General features: G+C 62.1%; 15 protein-coding genes, 1 tRNA gene and 1 riboswitch. Of the genes, 8 read left to right on the top strand and 8 right to left on the bottom strand.

Annotated features, from left to right (window positions below):
- Positions 1–82: 82 nt before the first annotated feature.
- Positions 83–478: a hypothetical protein gene (locus PZL22_RS08540; protein WP_013844430.1), complete on the bottom strand. Its 396-nt coding sequence runs from the start codon at positions 476–478 to the stop codon at positions 83–85.
- Positions 479–634: 156 nt separating this feature from the next.
- Positions 635–722, top strand: a riboswitch (glycine riboswitch).
- Between the two features lie 142 nt (positions 723–864).
- On the opposite strand from PZL22_RS08540, the gene gcvT reads away from it, so the two are divergent.
- Genes gcvT through gcvP form a run of 3 tightly spaced genes read left to right on the top strand, consistent with a single transcriptional unit; the run spans position 865 to position 5247 of the window.
- Positions 865–2004, top strand: coding sequence for a glycine cleavage system aminomethyltransferase GcvT (gene gcvT / locus PZL22_RS08535; RefSeq protein ID WP_013844340.1), 1140 nt, complete (start codon positions 865–867; stop codon positions 2002–2004).
- Positions 2005–2020: 16 nt separating this feature from the next.
- A complete protein-coding gene (gcvH, locus tag PZL22_RS08530; protein WP_003529528.1) occupies positions 2021–2383 on the top strand; it encodes a glycine cleavage system protein GcvH in 363 nt (120 codons plus the stop codon).
- Entirely contained in the window at positions 2383–5247 is a 2865-nt protein-coding gene (gcvP, locus tag PZL22_RS08525) for an aminomethyl-transferring glycine dehydrogenase (protein WP_003529526.1), read from the top strand. The genes gcvH and gcvP overlap by 1 nt, the downstream gene beginning before the upstream one ends.
- Positions 5248–5539: 292 nt before the next feature.
- Here the strand turns inward: gcvP and tig are convergent, their stop codons facing one another.
- Positions 5540–7015: a trigger factor gene (gene tig, locus PZL22_RS08520; protein ID WP_003529524.1), complete on the bottom strand. Its 1476-nt coding sequence runs from the start codon at positions 7013–7015 to the stop codon at positions 5540–5542.
- 175 nt (positions 7016–7190) lie between these two features.
- Positions 7191–7275 (bottom strand) — tRNA-Leu (locus PZL22_RS08515).
- Between the two features lie 790 nt (positions 7276–8065).
- On the opposite strand from PZL22_RS08515, the gene PZL22_RS08510 reads away from it, so the two are divergent.
- From PZL22_RS08510 to trmFO, 4 genes are all read left to right on the top strand, one after another.
- Complete coding sequence (locus PZL22_RS08510; RefSeq protein WP_086022568.1) at positions 8066–8509, top strand: hypothetical protein; 444 nt, start codon at positions 8066–8068, stop codon at positions 8507–8509.
- Positions 8510–8752: 243 nt separating this feature from the next.
- Positions 8753–8896, top strand: a complete 144-nt coding sequence (locus PZL22_RS08505) for a DUF1127 domain-containing protein (RefSeq protein ID WP_003529522.1) — start codon at positions 8753–8755, stop codon at positions 8894–8896.
- Between the two features lie 306 nt (positions 8897–9202).
- On the top strand, positions 9203–9346 hold the full coding sequence (locus tag PZL22_RS31575; RefSeq protein ID WP_003529520.1) for a DUF1127 domain-containing protein: 144 nt from the start codon (positions 9203–9205) through the stop codon (positions 9344–9346).
- 92 nt (positions 9347–9438) lie between these two features.
- Positions 9439–10857 carry a methylenetetrahydrofolate--tRNA-(uracil(54)-C(5))-methyltransferase (FADH(2)-oxidizing) TrmFO gene (gene trmFO / locus PZL22_RS08500; RefSeq protein WP_003529519.1) on the top strand — a complete coding sequence of 473 codons (1419 nt, stop codon included), beginning with the start codon at positions 9439–9441 and terminating at the stop codon, positions 10855–10857.
- A gap of 29 nt (positions 10858–10886) precedes the next feature.
- Here trmFO and PZL22_RS08495 read toward each other — a convergent pair whose 3' ends face one another.
- The 5 genes from PZL22_RS08495 to yajC form a co-directional block, all read right to left on the bottom strand.
- The gene (locus tag PZL22_RS08495; protein ID WP_003529516.1) at positions 10887–11342 is read right to left on the bottom strand and encodes a hypothetical protein; all 456 of its coding nucleotides are present in this window, start codon (positions 11340–11342) and stop codon (positions 10887–10889) included.
- A gap of 94 nt (positions 11343–11436) precedes the next feature.
- Positions 11437–12279 (bottom strand): phytoene/squalene synthase family protein, encoded by an 843-nt coding sequence (locus PZL22_RS08490; RefSeq protein ID WP_003529514.1) that lies wholly within the window; start codon positions 12277–12279, stop codon positions 11437–11439.
- A gap of 21 nt (positions 12280–12300) precedes the next feature.
- Positions 12301–12687 carry an Mth938-like domain-containing protein gene (locus tag PZL22_RS08485; protein WP_003529512.1) on the bottom strand — a complete coding sequence of 129 codons (387 nt, stop codon included), beginning with the start codon at positions 12685–12687 and terminating at the stop codon, positions 12301–12303.
- 2 nt (positions 12688–12689) lie between these two features.
- Complete coding sequence (secDF, locus tag PZL22_RS08480) at positions 12690–15266, bottom strand: protein translocase subunit SecDF (RefSeq protein ID WP_284718588.1); 2577 nt, start codon at positions 15264–15266, stop codon at positions 12690–12692.
- Positions 15267–15431: 165 nt separating this feature from the next.
- Positions 15432–15764 carry a preprotein translocase subunit YajC gene (yajC, locus tag PZL22_RS08475; protein ID WP_003534584.1) on the bottom strand — a complete coding sequence of 111 codons (333 nt, stop codon included), beginning with the start codon at positions 15762–15764 and terminating at the stop codon, positions 15432–15434.
- Between the two features lie 338 nt (positions 15765–16102).
- On the opposite strand from yajC, the gene PZL22_RS08470 reads away from it, so the two are divergent.
- Positions 16103–16978 carry an ATP-binding protein gene (locus PZL22_RS08470; RefSeq protein ID WP_003534583.1) on the top strand — a complete coding sequence of 292 codons (876 nt, stop codon included), beginning with the start codon at positions 16103–16105 and terminating at the stop codon, positions 16976–16978.
- Positions 16979–16983: the final 5 nt, after the last annotated feature.

The following is a 16983-nucleotide window of genomic DNA, read 5'->3' as shown; positions in this document are numbered from 1 at the left end:
CCGAACCACGTGCCGGAACGCGGCCTTCGTGGGTCAATGCCGCATAGCGGCGCAAGAAATTCTGGGTTGGATTCGAGGAGATTTACGGCTGGGCCGGCGGGCCGCGCGGTGGCGGCAGCAGGCGCAGGGGCAGAAGCACCGCCTCGGCGGCGACGATCGGCGTTCCGGCAGTCCAGTCGCCGTTTTCGGCCGGCAGGCTTTCATCGGGCGCCGCCGGCAGGAGCACGGAGGCGGCGAGCCGGCAGGCTTCGCAAACGGGAGCAGATGACGACGACTTGCCGTGGCCGGCGTCATGATCGACGCCGCCCGTGCCGAAGCAGATATCGGCGAAGGTGCCGTCGGGGAGAAGATATTCGGCGGAAATCGCCGGGCCGGCCGCTTTCGCAAGGGCTGGCTTATGGGCGAAGGACAGGAATAGGAGTGCGAAGGCTGCGAGCAGCCGCATCGCAATTCCCCATTTCCGCTCGCGCCCTGTCATGGCCACCTCTCTTCGGTCTTCCCTATCCGCTGCCCAAAGAAATTGCAAAGGCCGATTTTGCCGCACTTGTCGCGGAGGATGAAGTCAGGGCGACAAAAATATGTTTGGTCGCGACATAGGCCCTTGCCAAAATCCGGCCTTCGCCGTTATCTGGATTCGACCTCGTTGGGAGAAACCGGTTCGATCCGGTGCCGAAGGAGCAACCGCCCCGGAAACTCTCAGGCCAAAGGACCAGCAAGGTGCCGGTAGGACTCTGGAGAGAAGCGTTCGCGCTCGCCGAAGGGATAACAATCTCAGGCAAAGGGACAGAGGGGGCTCGAATTTGTCGGCGCATGACGCCGGTATTGTGAGCCGGCGCGAAAACGCGCCAGACCTGGAGGCCGGACTTGGAAGACGTTTCCACCTTGAAACACACGCCTTTGCACGCGCTGCACCTTTCGCTCGGTGCACGCATGGTGCCCTTCGCCGGTTACGACATGCCGGTCCAATACCCGGAAGGCGTATTGAAGGAGCACCTGCATACCCGTGCCGCCGCCGGCCTCTTCGACGTGTCCCACATGGGACAGATCGTCGTGCGGCCGAAATCGGGAAAAATCGAGGACGCGGCGCTGGCGCTGGAAAAGCTCGTGCCGGCGGATGTTCTCGGCCTCGCGGAAGGCCGACAGCGCTACGGCCTCTTCACCAATGCCGCAGGCGGCATTCTCGACGACCTGATGATCGTCAATCGCGGCGATCATCTCTTCCTCGTCGTCAACGCGGCCTGCAAGGATGCCGATCTTGCGCATCTCAAGGACGGTCTCGGCAGCGTCTGCGACGTGACCATGCTGACCGACCGTGCCCTGATCGCCCTTCAGGGACCCCGGGCCGGAGCGGTTCTCTGCGAACTCTGGGCGGACGTCTCGTCGATGCGCTTCATGGATGTCGCCGAAGCCGACCTTCACGATGTGAGCTGCATCATCTCCCGCTCCGGCTACACCGGCGAGGATGGCTTCGAGATCTCCATTCCCGCGGAAGCGGCTGTGGATGTGACGCAGCGCCTGCTCGAACATCCCGACGTTCTGCCCATCGGGCTCGGCGCGCGCGACTCGCTCCGCCTCGAAGCGGGGCTTTGTCTCTATGGCAACGATATCGACACGAATACGAGCCCCATCGAAGCAGGCCTCGAATGGGCGATCCAGAAAAGCCGCCGCGCCGGCGGTGAGCGCGCCGGCGGCTTTCCGGGCGCCGGCCGGATACTGGCCGAGCTCACCGACGGAGTTTCCAGGCGGCGTGTCGGCCTGAGGCCCGAAGGCCGGGCGCCGGTCCGCGGCAATGCCAATCTCTTCGCCGATGCGGAGGGCAGGACGGCGGCAGGAACCGTCACCTCCGGCGGCTTCGGTCCAAGCGTGGATGGACCGGTCGCCATGGGCTATGTCGACGCCGAGCACGCCGAAGTCGGCACCAGACTGTTCGCAGAGGTGCGCGGCAAATACCTGCCCATCGCCGTCACTGCCCTGCCCTTCATCAAACAAACCTACAAACGCTGATCAGGAGAACCTGCGTATGCTGAAATTCACCGAGGAACACGAATGGCTGAAGATCGATGGCGACGTCGCGACCGTCGGCATCACGGAGCATGCCGCTGGCCAGCTCGGCGATCTTGTCTTCGTGGAACTGCCGGAAGCGGGTGCCAGCTTCTCCAAGGGCGACTCGGCCGCGACCGTCGAGTCCGTCAAGGCGGCTTCGGACGTCTATTGTCCGCTTGATGGAGAAATCGTCGAGGTCAATCAGGCGATCGTCGACGATCCGTCGCTCGTCAACAGCGATCCGCAAGGCGCGGCCTGGTTCTTCAAGCTGAAGCTCGCCGATCCGGACGCTGCCAATGCGCTCCTGGACGAAGCGGCCTACAAGGAGTTCGTCGCCTGATGAGCATGCCCAAGGACTTTACCTTCACCGATTACAAGCCTTACGACTTCGCCAATCGACGTCACATCGGCCCTTCGCCGGCCGAGATGGACGAGATGCTGAAGGTCGTCGGCTATCCGAGCCTCGACGCGCTCATAGACGACACCGTGCCGCCGTCGATCCGCCAGCGGACGCCGCTTGCCTGGGGCGCGCCGATGACCGAGCGCGAGGCACTCGACAAGCTGCGCGAGACGGCGAACCGCAACCGGAAGCTCGTCTCCCTGATCGGTCAGGGCTACTACGGGACCATCACCCCGCCGGTCATCCAGCGCAATATCCTCGAGAATCCGGCCTGGTACACCGCCTATACGCCCTATCAGCCGGAAATCAGCCAGGGGCGGCTGGAAGCCCTGCTCAACTACCAGACCATGGTTTGCGATTTGACCGGCCTGGACGTCGCGAACGCCTCGTTGCTCGACGAGGCGACGGCGGCAGCCGAAGCAATGGCCATTGCCGAGCGCGTCGCAAAGTCCAAGGCGAAGGCGTTTTTCATCGATGAGAACTGCCATCCCCAGACGATTGCGCTCCTGAAGACCCGGGCGGAGCCGCTCGGCTGGCAGATCGTCGTCGGCGATCCGTTCGAGGATCTGGACGCTGCCGGCGTCTTCGGCGCGATTTTCCAGTACCCCGGTACCTACGGCCATGTCCGCGACTTCTCGGGCCTGATCGCCAAACTCCATGGGCAGGGGGCAATCGCCGCCGTAGCAGCCGATCCGCTGGCGCTGGCGCTTCTGAAGTCTCCGGGTGAAATGGGCGCCGACATCGCGATCGGTTCGACCCAGCGCTTCGGCGTTCCGGTCGGCTACGGCGGACCGCACGCCGCCTATATGGCGGTCAAGGATGCCTATAAGCGCTCCATGCCCGGCCGCCTCGTGGGCGTGTCGGTCGATGCGCGGGGCAACCGCGCCTACCGGCTGTCGCTCCAGACCCGTGAACAGCATATCCGGCGCGAAAAGGCGACATCGAACATCTGTACCGCGCAGGTGCTGCTTGCCGTCATGGCCTCCATGTATGCGGTCTTCCACGGTCCGGACGGAATAAAGGCGATCGCCCAGAGCGTGCACCAGAAGACGGTCCGGCTTGCCATGGGATTGGAGAAGCTCGGCTATACCGTCGAGCCGGATGTCTTCTTCGATACGATCACCGTCGAAGTCGGCAAGCTGCAAGGCATCATCCTCAAAGCCGCCGTGGCCGAGGAGGTAAACCTTCGCAAGATCGGCACGACCAGGATCGGCATCAGTCTCGACGAGCGTTCGAGGCCGGTCACGCTCGAGGCCGTCTGGCGCGCCTTCGGGGGCGATTTCAAGGTCGAGGAGTTCGAGCCGGACTACCGCCTGCCGCAGGAACTGCTGCGCACCAGCGCCTATCTCACCCATCCGATCTTCCATATGAACCGCGCCGAGAGCGAGATGACGCGTTACATGCGCCGCCTCGCCGATCGCGATCTTGCGCTCGACCGCGCGATGATCCCGCTCGGCTCCTGCACGATGAAGCTCAACGCGACCGCGGAGATGCTGCCGATCACCTGGCCGGAGTTCTCGGAAATCCATCCCTTCGTGCCGGCCGACCAGGCACTCGGCTATCAGCATCTCATCGAAGACCTGTCGCAAAAGCTGTGCGCGATCACCGGCTACAATGCGATCTCGATGCAGCCGAACTCGGGTGCCCAGGGTGAATATGCCGGTCTGCTCGCGATCCGCGCCTACCATATCGCCAACGGCAACGAGCATCGCGACGTCTGCCTGATACCGACCTCGGCGCACGGCACCAACCCGGCCTCGGCGCAGATGGCCGGCATGAAGGTGGTGGTCGTCAAGGTGAGCGACGCCGGCGAGATCGATATGGACGATTTCCGCGCCAAAGCGGAGCAGTATGCGGACACCCTCTCCTGCTGCATGATCACCTATCCCTCGACGCACGGCGTGTTCGAGGAGAACGTCCGCGAAGTCTGCGAGGTCGTGCATAAGCACGGTGGCCAGGTCTATCTGGACGGCGCCAACATGAATGCGATGGTTGGCCTTTCCCGCCCTGGCGACATCGGCTCGGATGTCAGCCATTTGAACCTGCACAAGACCTTCTGCATTCCGCATGGCGGCGGCGGTCCCGGCATGGGCCCGATCGGCGTCAAGTCGCATCTCGCCCCCTTCCTTCCGGGACACCCGCAGACCGACGGGCACGAGGGCGCCGTATCCGCCGCACCGTTCGGGTCGGCCTCGATCCTGCCGATCTCCTGGAGCTACTGCCTGATGATGGGCGGCGAAGGCCTGACGCAAGCGACCAAGGTGGCGATCCTCAACGCCAATTACGTCGCCGCCCGGCTGAAGGGTGCCTATGACGTGCTCTACAAGTCGGCGAAAGGCCGGGTCGCGCATGAATGCATCATCGATACCCGTCCGCTCGCCGAAAGCGCCGGCGTCACGGTCGATGACGTCGCCAAGCGCCTGATCGACTGCGGCTTCCATGCACCGACGATGAGCTGGCCGGTCGCGGGCACACTGATGATCGAACCCACGGAATCGGAAACGAAGGCCGAGCTCGACCGCTTCTGCGACGCCATGCTGGCAATCCGCGAAGAGGCCCGCGCCATCGAGGACGGCCGGATGGACAAGGTCAACAATCCGCTGAAGAACGCGCCGCATACGGTCGAGGACCTCGTCGGCGACTGGGACCGGCCCTATTCGCGCGAGCAGGCCTGCTTCCCACCGGGCGCCTTCCGCGTGGACAAATACTGGTCGCCGGTCAACCGTGTCGACAATGTCTATGGCGACCGCAATCTCGTCTGCACCTGCCCGCCGATCGAGAGCTACGCGGAAGCGGCGGAATGATGACGTGATCCGATCGGGCGCGGTTCAAGCGCCGCGCCTGCCTGCCACGTCGTGAAAGCAAAAAGCCCGGCTCCTAAGCCGGGCTTTTCGTTGGCCTACTGCATGTCTCCTTTAATCGTATCCGATTAAAGGACAAAAACATGCAGCAGATCAAAGTGCTGCAGCGACCTTTGCGCGTCTGATAAGACGCGCGGCGCTGTAAGCACTTCCCGGAGAAGTGCGGAGCAGCTTTCCCTCTGCAGAAAAGAAAAAGCCGCCCGGAGGCGGCCTCTTCGTGTCCTGAGAGATGCGGTTACTCGGCGCTCTCGTCCGCAGCCTTCTTCTTGGCCGGGGCCTTCTTCTTCGGCGCGGCGGCTTCTTCGCCCTCGCCGGCTTCGGCCTTGGCGGCTGCCTTCTTCTTGGAGGCCGTCTTCTTGGCCGGCTTTTCGTCGCCCTCGTCGTCAGCCGTCAGCTCTTCCTTCGAGACCTTCTTGTCGGTCACCGAAACCTCGGTGAGCAGGTGGTCGACAACCTTCTCTTCGAAAAGCGGTGCGCGCAGCGAGGCGGCAGCACCGGGCGTGTTGCGGAAATATTCGAGGATTTCCTTTTCCTGGCCGGGGAACTGGCGCAGCTGCTCGAACAGCGAACGCTGCATCTCGTCATCGCTGACCTGAACGCCGGCCTTTTCGCCAATCTCGGAGAGAACCAGACCGAGGCGGACGCGACGCTCGGCGAGCTTGCGATATTCGGCTCGCGCTTCCTCTTCCGTCGTGTCTTCATCGGCGAAGGTCTTGCCGGCCTGCTGCAGGTCGGTGTTGATCTGGCGCCAGATGTTCTCGAACTCGGCATCGACGAGGCGCTCGGGCGTATCGAACTGATAGAGTTCGTCGAGCTGGTCGAGAAGCTGGCGCTTGACCTTCTGGCGGGTGATCGAGCCGAACTGGCTTTCGATCTGGCCGCGGACGATTTCCTTCAGCTTGTCGACGGATTCGAGGCCGAGCTTCGTTGCCAGCTCGTCGTTGATCTCGATCGGGGCAGCGGCAGCGACGTCCTTGACGGTGATGTCGAAGGTCGCTTCCTTGCCGGCAAGGTTGGCTGCCGGATAATCGGCCGGGAACGTGACCGTGATGGTCTTTTCATCGCCCGCCTTTACGCCGACAAGCTGCTCCTCGAAGCCCGGGATGAAACGGTTGGACCCGAGCACGAGCTCAGCATCTTCGTCCTTGCCGCCGTCGAAGGCTTCGCCGTCGACCTTGCCGAGATAGTCGACCGTGACGCGGTCGCCATTGGCAGCCTTGCCCTTCTTCGATTCGTAGGTGCGGGCGCTCTCGGCGATGCGCTGGATCTGCTCGTTGACTTCATCCTCGCTGACGTCGACGACCTCACGGGTGACCTTGATGCCGCTTGCATCCTTGAGTTCGATCGGCGGAATGATTTCGTAGGCGACCGTGAATTCGAAATCGGCTTGGGCGTTCAGGATCTTGTCGGCTTCCGCCTCGTCCTCGGTCATCGCGATTTCGGGCTGGGTTGCCGACTTCTCGCCGCGGCTCGTGAGGATTTCCGTCGGCTTTTCACGAACGATCTCGTTGACGAGATCGGCCATGATCGACTTGCCGTAAACCTTCTTCAGGTGCGCAACCGGCACCTTGCCGGGACGGAAGCCATTGATGCGGACACGATCCTTCACCTCGACGAGGCGCTCGTTCATCCGAGCCTCCATTTCGTCGGCCGGGATAACGACCTTGAGTTCGCGCTTCAGCCCTTGAGCGAGCGTTTCGATAACCTGCATGTTAAAACCTTCACTTCACGTTGACAGTGCTCTTCCCTTGAAAGGCTAGGCGAGCACGTGAGCCGATCCATTTGCCGGGAGTGGCTTTACGCAATTCCGACCGCTTTGCAAGCAAAATGGCGCCTTGCCGGCCCTCCTCAGCGCCGAATACCGACGCGTGACTGCTATATCGTCCTGGTGCGGGTAGAGAGACTTGAACTCCCACGCCTTGCGGCACCAGAACCTAAATCTGGCGTGTCTACCAATTTCACCATACCCGCGTTCAGACGATCGCACCGCCCAATCGCATTCCTCACAAGATTTCATCAGCGGAATGCCGCGGATATTCTTGGGCCATGCGAAAGGTTCAGGGCTCCCGAGCGCGGCGTCTCTATAACACTCGTTTTCAACGGATCAAAGGGAAAATGCTCGCGCCCGTTGCCCGCTCGCAGCCCGCGCTTCGAACGGCAAGCTTGAGGCTCCTTAGCAGAGGATGCCGGCAGAAACGTGATGCCGCGCGTCCCGACGCATAACAGCCACTGGATCCGCGCCATCCATTGTCGGGACGGCGGACGGCCATCCGCGTTGCGCAATCCGCATATCTTCCATGTGGACATTGCACTGCACAAATCGATTTGAGGCCACTATATTCCAATCATCGAGGCGCCGCGGTGATAGCCGGACGGGCGCCGGCGGGAATGATCGCCCGCAGCGGGACGTGCCGCAAAGATCCGGGCTTAAGCTCGACAGAATTCGAAGCAGCGCACTCCTCCTCCCATCGCCGCTTCGATGGATTGGCAACACTCCTCCTCCCGGTTGCCAATCGCCTTTATGACGCCCGCCGGTCCTCCTCCCCCGACGGGCGTCATTTTCCCTCAGATATCCCGGCGCATTTTGTAAAACGATCCACTTGCCCATTATTTCGGCATTTAGTGATCATTCGACGCCTGAGCCATGCATCACTTGCATAGGTGCCATTCGTGGCAGCCCCTAGTAAAATCCGGGGGTTCGGCCTATATTCCAATCATCGATCGGGCAGCGCACTCCTCCTCCCAGCGCGCCCGATACGGATTGGCGACACTCCTCCTCCCGGTTGCCAATCAGATCAAACAACGCCCGCTGGACCTCCTCCCCCAGCGGGCGTTGTTTATTTCTCCCTCCGCCCATAGCAGTGACGCCGAGACCCACACTACGGCGCGCCGCGTTCTAAGGTCTGTTGAGATTCGGGATACCCGGGGCGGCTTGTTTGATTCCCTCATCCCTGTGCTCGTCACAGGGATCCAGCCAGACCAAGTCCTTGGGCTGAAACAACGCTTCCCGCGCCGCAGACGCGGCGCTGCTCTCATCTCTGTGACAAGCACAGAGATGAGGAGAGGAGAGATTGCAGACCTCCGATACGTTGTTTCCTGGGGCATGCAGTCGGCAATCTTGTCCGCACCGCCTGAACGCCGACAAACCCACGAGAGCCTCAACGACATCATCTATCTCGCAGCAGCCGTCATAAACTCCAGATGAATCTCAACAGGCGCAAAGACCGCCAAGGTCCTTGGAACGGTCTCGAAATGCGCGGGAAGCCTGCATCGGCACCAAAAGGTTAAGTCGCGGTTAATGCCATCGAAAAGCTTTGCACGCCGCGCATGGGTGCGATGCAGCATTATCTCTGTAATCCCGGCTCAAACCGATTATATTCCGGTTCATAAGATGATGGCCAGCAAGAGAGATAGAGCGCTGGCGAACGACCTAGAAAGGAATAGGATCATGAACCTCGCACGTTCTTTCAACAACTGGCGCAAGTATCGTCAGACCTGCAACGAACTCGGCCGCATGAGCGACCGTGAGCTGACTGATCTCGGCATCGGCCGCGCAGACATCCCCTACGTTGCCCGTCAGGCAATCAAGTAAGCATCAAAGCTTTCGCCAGATCATGGCCTTTCAAACGCCTTCCGGCTCCGCCGGTGGGCGTTTTTTTATTCTGCTGGGCCGTTCTGATCTCGTGCAGTAGTCCCTGAGAAAGCAACTTAACCGATACTTGATCGATGGCGCATTTTCGAGCCGGGCGAAATGCATGCTCACGAAATGATCGATGCACTGCACAAATGCATAGCAGATGCATCTACTTTGCACTCCATCTCCCAGTTAGACAAGCGTATAAGAACCTCAACGACGCAGACAATCACTGTCGCGAGCGATCTTCTTGAGGAAACGACCATGAACCCGATTCGCATTGCAAAAAGCTGGATCAACTACCGCCGTACCGTTGCCGAGCTGGGCAGCCTTTCCAACCACGCTCTGAACGATATCGGCATTACCCGCTACGACATCCGCAACATCGCGGCTCGCTCCTTCCGCTAATCGGATCGAGTATTGCTTGGCTTGAAGACGGCGCCCTCGGGCGCCGTTTTCGTTTCTTGGAAGCGACGGATGCCTGTGGTAGGAAGCCGCCCATGAACAAAACGACGTCCTCCCATTCGCCCATCCACGTCATCGGCGGCGGCCTCGCCGGGTCGGAAGCCGCCTGGCAGATCGCCGAAGCGGGCGTGCCGGTCATCCTGCATGAAATGCGCGGCGTGCGTGGCACCGATGCGCACAAGACCGAGAGCCTCGCCGAACTCGTCTGCTCAAATTCTTTCCGCTCCGACGATGCGACCAGCAATGCCGTCGGCGTGCTCCATGCGGAGATGCGTCTTGCGGGCTCGCTCATCATGCGATGCGCCGATCTCAACCAGGTGCCTGCAGGCGGTGCGCTCGCGGTCGACCGCGAAGGCTTTGCCGAGGCCGTCAGCGCAGCGATCGCAGACCATCCGCTGATCACGGTTCTTCGGGAAGAGATCCGGGGCCTGCCGCCGAGGGATTGGGATCTCGCCATCATTGCGACGGGCCCGCTGACAGCACCGGACCTCGCCGAGGCGATCCGCGCGGAGACCGGCGCCGATGCCCTCGCCTTCTTCGACGCCATCGCACCGATCGTCCATGCCGACACGATCGACATGGATATCTGCTGGCACCAATCGCGCTACGACAAGGTCGGCCCGGGCGGCACGGGCAAGGATTATATCAACTGCCCGCTCACACAGGAGCAGTATGACGCCTTCGTCGATGCGCTCATTGCCGGCGACAAGGCCGGCTTCAAGGAATGGGAAGGCACGCCCTATTTCGACGGCTGCCTTCCGATCGAAGTGATGGCAGAGCGCGGCCGAGAGACCCTGCGTCACGGGCCGATGAAGCCGATGGGCCTCACCAATGCCCATAATCCGTCGGTCAAGCCCTATGCAGTAGTGCAGCTTAGGCAGGACAACGCGCTCGGCACGCTCTACAATATGGTCGGCTTCCAGACGAAACTGAAATACGGCGCGCAAGGCGAAGTCTTCCGGATGATTCCGGGGCTCCAGAATGCCGAGTTTGCGAGGCTCGGCGGCCTGCACCGCAACACCTATATCAACTCACCGACGCTCCTCGATCATTCGCTGACGCTCAAGTCACGTCCGGGACTGCGCTTTGCCGGCCAGATAACCGGCTGCGAGGGCTATGTGGAAAGCGCGAGTATCGGCCTCCTGGCGGGCCGCTTCGCCGCGGCGGAACGCAAAGGCGCGTCTCCCGTGCTACCGCCGGTGACCACGGCCTTCGGTGCTCTCCTCGATCACATCACCGGCGGCCACATCGTCTCCGACGACGAACCGGGCAAGCGCTCGTTCCAGCCGATGAATATCAATTTCGGGCTGTTTCCGCCGCTCGAGCCGGGCGCCCTGACAAGGCCGGAGGGTGCCAAACGCTTCCGGGGCAAGGAGAAGGCGCTCGCCAAGAAGCAGGCGATGGCATCGCGCGCGCTGAGCGATTGCGCAAGCTGGCTCGACCAAGCCGTCTGACGAGAGATGAGAACTCCGGTTTCAACCGGTCAATCCAGACCCTGCGCCGCGTCACCCGCTACTTCCAACTCCGATTTCGGACTGAAAGTGCCGAGCAGCCAGAGCGAAACCTCGGCTGCCTCGGCGGCCGTCCGAAACTCGAAAGCATTGTCCAGATAGGCGAAATCCGGGAAGTGGACGATTAGCCCCCGCCCACTCTCGGACGTGTTGACCCGCACCTTGCCGGGCTGAATGACGTGGCAGACATAATGCGTGCCGTGCGATTGTATGAACCCGGCCTTGCCATCGTGCAGCCGCAGGAAGATCGCCGTTCTGTCGACGGTCGAATGCAGCGCCCGGATCGCTTCGTCGGGGAATGCCCGGCCGAATTCCACGATCGCCGACCCGGCATCCGGATTGTCGGCATCGCGCTCTGCACGTGCGTTCATCCGAATATAGAACAGGCAGACGGCGGCGATCGCCACCAGGAGCAGTAACCAAAGCATTGCGTGGGTCCCTTGATAGCGACGGGATTCCGATTGAGGAGGGTCATATCCCGCGAGACTTGCGCCAGCGTGACGGCCGGGCGGCTAGCGAACGCTAAAACTCCCGGCGCCGGCTCGCCCGCCACATCCGCCATTGCCGCTGCCATTGCGGCGGCTGCAGTGACTGACGAAGGATTCGTGCTCCGGCGGCCTCCGCGCGATCGAACACCGGTTCGGCGAGGGCAACGGGAATGAACGCCGAGAAATTCCGGCCCGAGATCGCGCCTGCGCCTTCACGTGCCTTGGCGAGATGATCGCGGCCGAGGCCGCAGAAGGCGCGAACGGCCCTTTCGATCGCACTCTCGTCGGTCCCGGCAAGAAGCGTTTCCCTGTCGAGGCCCGTTGCGCTCAAAAGCTCGGCAGGAAGATAGACCTGGCCACGCCCGACATGAACCGGGAGAAGCAGTAGGAGACCGGCAACCGTCTGAGCAACCCCGGCATGGCCGGCTGCGTCTGCAGACCTCGCTGCGTTGTCGGGGTCCAGGATGAGAGATGAAAGCTGAATGAGTGCCGATGCGGTTTCGCCGGCATAACCCTCCAGCGCCGCCCTGTCCTGCATCGGGTCGTCGTAAAGATCGAAAATGCGTGCATCGATCATGTCTTGAAGGACGCGAACCGGAAGGTGATGCTCGCGAATGCAACGCAGGAGCGCTTCGGCCAGCGGATGCCCCGCGCCGTCGGACTGCTCGTTTTCGAGAGTGTCACGCCACCATTGCAGCCGGATCTCGCCCGGGAGCGGCTCCTTGACCATGTCGCGGACACGGGCGATTTCCGCGTAAAAGGCATAGAGCGCCGCGAGCGAGTGGCGCTTCTCTGCCGGAGAAAGCAGACAGGCCAGGTAGCGATCGCGGTCGGTGTCCCGCAAGGTTGCGAGAATCTGATCATCGGACTGTTGCACGCCGAGCTTCCTTCGAACGCCTCACACCGCGATCAATGCCGCGGCGACGGCGCGCGATTCCGCCAGCATCACGTTATAGGTCCGCACCGCCGCCCCGGTGCTCATCGGATCGGACGAGATGTTGGCGGCCCTGAGCGCTTCCTTCAGGTCTCCCGGCAAGGGACGGATTTCCCGGCCGGTGCCGACGAGCAGCACCTCGACGTCACGCGCCTCATCGAAGATGCGCTGGAATTTCGCGACCGCGAGCACGTCGCCTTCGGCAACGTCCCAGGCGTATATGCCGGAAGGCAGCATCAGAACCGACCCGCGATGCGACATATCGGCGAAGCGGAAGCCGCCATTGCCGTAGGCGTCGACAGGTGCGCGTCCCGGAAAGTGCGCTTCGCGCATTTCGATCCCTTTTGCCATGATCACACCGCACCCTTTGCTTCCGTCTCCGACGAGGCATCCGGCTCCGCCGGGTCCTGCGTGCCTCCAAGACGATTGTTTCGGCGATTGAAGAGGATAAGCAGCGGTCCCGCGACATAGATCGAAGACACGGTGCCCACAAGCACACCGAATATGAGTGTTGCGCTGAAGGATTGGACGAGACCACTGCCTCCGAACAGATACAACGCAACGAGAGCAAGGAGCGTCGTCACGGCGGTCAGGACGGTCCGCGACAGGGTCTGGTTGATCGACGTGTCGATCAGGACAGAGAGCGGCATCCTTCGATAGCGCACCAGATTCTCCCGGACTCGATCATAAATCACCATGGTGTCGCTCAGCGAGTAGCACACGATCGTCAGCAGCGCTGCGATGCTGGCGAGATTGAATTCGATGCCGGTCAGAACGAGGAACCCGAGCGTCAGCAGCACATCGTGCAACGTCGCGACGATGGCTCCGACGGCAAATCGCCGGCCGAACCGAAGCCACACGTAAAGCAGAACGGCCAGCACGGCTGCGGCAACCGCGAGCGACCCTGCCCGCGTCAACTCTCCGGAAACACCGGGGCCAACCACCTCGACACGCCGGAAGACATATTGATCCTCAAGTTCGGAGCGAACCAGCCCGACGGCCGTCTGCTCGGCATTGTCGCCGGCTTCCTGCGACGGGATACGGACGAGAACGTCTTGCGCCGATCCAAGTTCCTCGACTTGAACGTCTCCGAGGTTCAATTCGTCGAGACGGGCACGGATGTCGGCACCATCGGCGACGCCGGTCCGTGCTCTCAATTCGATGACGGAGCCGCCCCTGAAATCTGCTCCCATGTTGAGCCCGAGGCTCGTCAGGAGAACCAGCGAAGCAAGCGACAATGCCGTCATAAGAATAAAGACCGGATTGCGGATCGCCATGAAACGGAAATCCGCCCGGCTGAAAAATCCGGTCCGAATGCCGCGCGGCAGACGCTGCGGCAGGCGGCGGCGATACCATCCGCGAATAAGGCGGCGTGTCAGGCTGTGCGCCGTCAGAATGGTGGTGACGCTGCCGATGGCAAGCGTAACCGCAAAACCCCGAATAGCGCCCGACCCAAGATAGAGGAGGATGGCGCCGGCAATGAATATCGTCAGATTCGCGTCGACGATGCTCCTCAAGACGCGCTCGAATCCGTCGTCCAGCGCCCTTCGCAAGGGTTTGCCGCTGGTGCGCGCTTCTTCCCTGAGCCGCTCGTAGATGAGAACGTTCGAATCGACCGCAATTCCGATTGTGAGGATGATCCCGGCAATTCCGGGCAGCGTCAGCGTGGCGCCGGTGACGGACAGGACCGCGATGATCAGCACGACGTTGACGATGACGGCAATGACGGCCACGACACCGAAGAAGCCGTAGAAGCCGATCATACAGGCTGCTACGGCAATGGCCGCGATCAGGCCCGCCGTGAGGCCGTTTGCAACGGCGTCAGCCCCGTCCTCGGGACCGACGGTGCGCTCCTCGATGACCGTCAGCGAAACGGGAAGCGGGCCGGCCCGCATCAGGGCGGCAAGATCGTTCGCCCCGTCCTCCGAGAGATTTCCGGAAATCCGGACGGCATCACCGGAAAGCGCGCCATCCAGAACGGACGTCGAGATAACCTGTCCGTCGAGCACGATCGCGAACTGCTTCCGCGGATCCGACTGCAGGAACGGCGCGACCCGCGCGGCAGCCCCGGCTGCAATCCTTGCATTGACGACAGGTTCGCTCGTTGCCGGATCGAAGCCCGGCTGTGCCTCGACGAAGTCCGGCGCCGCAGCAAAGGCGCGTCTCTCGACGAGGTAGGGTATCGGCGGATCGTCCAGCGAATAGAGGACCTCGGACCCCGCAGGCGGCCTCGTATCGACGGCCTGTTGTGCTGGCATCGAGGAATCCAGCCACTTCAGGGCGACATCTCCTCGCTGCCCGAGGAGATCCTTCAATCTTTGCGGCTCGTCCAGACCGGGGACCTGCACGCTCAGCCGGTCACCGCCGCGACGCTCTATGATCGGCACGACCGCGATGACTTCGCCGACACGCCGGCGTACGACCTCGATGGACTGGGCGACGGCATCTGAGACCCTCAGATCTATGCCCTCGTCCGTCAGGCGAAGCCGAAGCGTGTCGCTGGTCGCGCTTTCCTCGTAGACCAGTTCCTGGATGGAATTCCCGAAAAGCCCGCCCTGTCGAACGGGGGCGACCAACGCCTTCAGTGCGTCACGCGCCGCTGGTGCTTTCATTGCATCGCGGAGACGAAACTGCAGACCCTGCCCGCTTCCGGACAGCCCCGTATAGCGGATATCCGCCTGTCTCAGCGCATCGGCGATCGTGTCGATGGTCGATTGCAGGCGCTCCGCGACGATGTCTTCGCGGCTGACCTTGAGGACGATATGGGAACCGCCCCTGAGATCGAGCCCGAGCGGCACCTGCCGATGCGGCAGCCAGGTCGGCCAGTCCGCGAGCTGCTCTCTGGAAAGGAGATTCGGCAGTGCGAAGGCGAGGCCCGCAAGGACGACCAGCCAGATGAGAATATTCTTGAACGGCGACAACCTGGGCATATTTCGAAATGCTCCATCCGCCGGTCTCTGCCGGTCGCGGCCCTTGCCCTAACCACGGTGATTTTGGCCTCGCGTCGCTCCAAAATCAAACCGTGATCAATGCCGATCGAAGGCGCGGTATGCGGGCGAAAACCGCGCACGCTTCTTCAAGTACCCGCGCCGGGGTTACTCCTTGACGGGCTCGCCCTTCACGCGAACCTCGGAGACGCCGCTGCGCACGACGCGGACCTTGATGCCCTCGGCGATCTCCACTTCGAGCTCCGTATCGTCGACGACCTTGGTCACCTTGCCGACAATGCCGCCGCCGGTGACGACCTGGTCGCCGCGCCGGATGTTCTTCAGGAGCTCTTCGCGGCGCTTCATCTGCGCACGCTGCGGCCGGATGATCAGGAAATACATCACCACGAAGATCAGCAGGAAAGGCAGGATGGACATCAGAATGTCGGCGCCGCCGCCCCCAGGGGCCGCCGTCTGCGCGAAAGCTTCGGTAATAAACATCGATCACTCCTTGAGTTCAAATTGCGCGCTTGCCCCCGCGGCAAACCTGCCGGAATATAGGCAAGCCGTCCCGTAGCACAAATCGTCGGTACACTTCCCCGTTTCTCCTGCCTCTGGCACAAATTCCGCAGCAGGAGAACCCCCTGGTTGCAGGCTGCCGGTCTTTTCCAGCGTAAACCGCCGTGCTACCGAGAAAAACGCCGCCGGCGGCAGCTTCAACGGATTCGACCGGAGGATGAACGTCGCGGCGATTCAAGGATTTGGGTGGGCTGACGCACGCCCGCTATCGCGCGGGTCGGCCGCCCAGTTCGAAATTCAGCCTGCCGGAGATACATGAAATGCCCGAAAGCAAGATCGACGCCCTGCTCAACGAAATACAGAAGCTTTCGGCCGCGATGGAGCGCATCGCCGGACCGGCCTATGCCGTCAACAATTGGCATGAGGCGGAGTGTTTCGTCTGGGCACCGGCCACGCGCCACCTGCAGCCCGTCCCGAGGCCGAATCGCATCGACCTCGCGCTCATCGCCGGCGTCGACCATGTCCGCGACATTCTCTTCGACAACACGCTCCGCTTCGCCGAAGGCTATCCGGCGAACAACGTGCTCCTGTGGGGCGCACGCGGCATGGGCAAATCGTCACTGGTCAAGGCGGTCCACGCAAAGGTCGCCCACGACACCGCCAGCGCAATCAAGCTCGTCGAAGTACACCGGGAGGATATCGCCACCCTGCCCGTGCTGATGGAAATCCTGAAGGCGGCGCCGATGCCCGTGATCGTCTTCTGCGACGATCTCTCCTTCGATCACGACGATACCTCCTACAAGTCGCTGAAGGCGGTTCTCGACGGCGGCGTCGAGGGGCGCCCGGCAAACGTTCTGCTCTATGCGACGTCCAACCGCAGACACCTGCTGCCCCGCAACATGATGGAAAACGAGCAATCCACCGCCATAAACCCCTCGGAAGCCGTCGAGGAAAAGGTGTCGCTCTCCGACCGCTTCGGGCTTTGGCTTGGTTTCTACAAATGCAGCCAGGACGACTATCTGGCGATGGTCGACGGGTATGCGCAGTACTTCAAGTTGCCTCTCGAGCCCGAAGCGCTGCATGCCGAGGCTCTTGAATGGGCGACGACGCGAGGATCGAGGTCCGGCCGCGTCGCCTGGCAATTCATTCAGGATCTGGCCGGTCGTCTGCGCAGACAACTCGACACTCCTGCGTAATTGCA

The organism is Ensifer meliloti, from assembly GCF_030064585.1.
GTDB lineage: Bacteria > Pseudomonadota > Alphaproteobacteria > Rhizobiales > Rhizobiaceae > Sinorhizobium > Sinorhizobium meliloti.
This window is presented reverse-complemented; position numbering and strand designations above follow the sequence as displayed.